Origin of the sequence: Frankia sp. AgKG'84/4 (genome assembly GCF_023242965.2) — a bacterium.
Taxonomy (GTDB): Bacteria; Actinomycetota; Actinomycetes; order Frankiales; family Frankiaceae; genus Frankia.
Genome location: NZ_JALKFU020001248.1, coordinates 1 through 2,361, shown reverse-complemented (window position 1 = coordinate 2,361; position 2,361 = coordinate 1). Strand labels below are relative to the sequence as shown.

The 2,361-nt window shown below is 75.8% G+C and carries 1 protein-coding gene and 1 pseudogene; both read left to right on the top strand.

Features of this window, described 5'->3' with window-relative positions:
- Positions 1-651, top strand: a pseudogene (locus tag MXD58_RS29280) (glycosyltransferase); the annotation flags it as partial.
- Positions 648-2,171: a glycoside hydrolase family 130 protein gene (locus MXD58_RS29275; RefSeq protein ID WP_248837829.1), complete on the top strand. Its 1,524-nt coding sequence runs from the start codon at positions 648-650 to the stop codon at positions 2,169-2,171. The pseudogene MXD58_RS29280 and the gene MXD58_RS29275, both read left to right, overlap by 4 nt.
- Positions 2,172-2,361: the final 190 nt, after the last annotated feature.

The following is a 2,361-nucleotide window of genomic DNA, read 5'->3' as shown; positions in this document are numbered from 1 at the left end:
GGTTTCCTGCGCAGCGCGGGTCGCCGCGCACCGTCGCCGCGCGCGATGACATTCGCCGCGCTCGGCGCCGGCGAGATGCTGCTCGCCCATCCGGACGACCGCCCGGCACACGCGCTGCTCGCCGCCGCCGTCGACGTCATCGGCCCACTGGGCACCAACCCGGCCTGGCCGTGGCCGGAACCGACGCTGCGTTACGCCAACGGGTCCGTGCCCGAGGCGTTGATCCTCGCCGGCATGTGCCTGCCGGACAAGGCGGTGCTCGCCGACGGCCTGCGCCTGCTGGCGTGGCTGCTGCGGGTCGAGACCCGCGGCGGGAACCTGTCGCCGACCCCCGTCGGTGGGCGCCGACCCGCCGGCGACCCCCGGCCCGGCTTCGACCAGCAGCCGATCGAGGCGGCGGCGATCGCGGACGCCTGCGCCCGCGCCCACGCCGCGACCGGCCGGCGCAGGTGGCTCACCGGCCTCGACCGCGCCCACACCTGGTTCCTCGGCGACAACGACAGCGCGACGCCGTTACTGAACCCCGACACCGGCGGCTGCTACGACGGACTCGAGGCGGGCGGGCGCAACCTGAACCAGGGCGCCGAGTCCGCGCTAGCCCTGCTCTCGACCGCCCAGCACGCCCGCCGCCTGCTCGGCTCGACGCCATGATCGGGCCCACCGTGTCCGCCGCCGCGGCCGGACCGGCCCGCGGCGAGCTGGTCACCCGACACTCGCTGGCCATCGCCCCGGACAGCACCCGGGTCGTCGCGAAGCTCTTCCTGCCCGGCGAGGAGGGCAGCGAGCCGCAGTCGCGCGCCGCCGGCATCGTCGACCGGGCGCTCGCCCTGCCCGAGGAGGAAGTCGACGGCCTGGTCGCGGGCCTGCTCGCCCGGTTCGAACCCCGCCACCTGGACTACCGGGGCATCCTCGGGCGCCACGCCGCGGTCCTCGCCTCGCGGGTGCGGGCACCCGAGGAGCTCTCCCCGGCGCGGGCCCTGCTGCTCGGCGCCTGCTTCACGGCCGAGTACGCGGTGGAGGGCGCGGCCGTCACCAACCCGTCGGGCGTGGCGCATCCCGACCAGTCCGGGCTGCCGCCCGGCGCGCTGCGACTGGCACTGAGCCTGCGCGCCGTCGGCGAGGGCCATCTGTCCTCGATCGGCTTCGCCGTCGCCGTGCTCGGCCCTGGGCCGGCGGTGCGCCTGGAACCGCGGACCGGGCCGCTCACCACCGGCGTCGCCGTACCCGTCGAATGGTCGCCCGCGCGGCTGCGCGCCGTGCTCGCCGACCACGGGCTCGACGACGAGGTCACCCGCGCCGTCCTGCTGGGCCTGGACCCGCCGCCACCCGAAGGCGAACCCGATCCCGACCTGTCGCGCGCCTTCGCGGGGGTGCCCGCCGACCTGCTCAGCCGCCCGCAGGCACCCGCGATCCTCGCCGGGATCCGCGCGATCGCCGGCTCGCTTCGCCGCGTCGAGTTCCCCTCGGACAGCGCGCTGGCACAGCGGGTGCTGTGGCCCACCGTCGCCAGCGAGAGCAACGGGATGGAGGACGCGCGTTTCGTCCGGTTCACCGCGGCCGACGGCAGGGTCGACTACCGGGCCACCTACACCGCCTACGACGGCACGAACATCTCCCCGCGCCTGCTCGTCAGCCCCGACCTGCGCGTCTTCACCTCCTCGCCGCTCGCCGGCCCGGCCGCCCGCAACAAGGGAATGGCGCTGTTCCCGCGCCTGGTACACGGCCGTCACCTCGCCCTGTGCCGCTCCGACGGCGAGTCGAGCGGCCTGAGCGCCTCCGACGACGGCCAGGTGTGGGAACCGGCGCGGGCGCTGCACGGGCCGCGGGTCGCCGCCGAGCTGCTCCAGGTGGGCAACTGCGGATCCCCGCTGGAGACCTCGGCGGGATGGCTCACCCTCACCCACGGCGTCGGGCCGATGCGGACCTACACCATCGGCGCGATCCTGCTCGACCTCGACGATCCGGGCCGGGTGCTCGCGGTGCTGCCCGAACCCCTGCTCGCTCCGGCCGGGCCGGAGCGGGAGGGCTACGTCCCCAACGTCGTGTACTCCTGCGGCAGCCTGATCCACGACGGACTGCTGTGGCTGCCGTACGGGATCGGCGACAACCGGATCGCGATGGCCAGCGTGCCCGTCGACCGTCTGCTCGCGCGCATGGTGCCCGCTGCTTGACCTCGTCCGCCTGACCTCGTCCGCCTGACCTCGTCCGCCAGGTGACGGGACGGGTGGCTCAGCCGACGGGGCGGCCGAGCACGCGCGCGTAGACGGCGAGGTAGTCGGTGATCATGCGCTCGGTGGAGAAGCGCCGCAGCGCCACGGCCCGGCAGGCGGCCCGGTCCAGCGCCGCCGCGCGGCCCACGGC

What these genes read in the sequence shown, in the direction of transcription:
- MXD58_RS29275 (WP_248837829.1), top strand. Translation starts at nt 648, where the DNA reads ATGATCGGGCCCACCGTGTCCGCCGCCGCGGCCGGACCGGCCCGCGGC.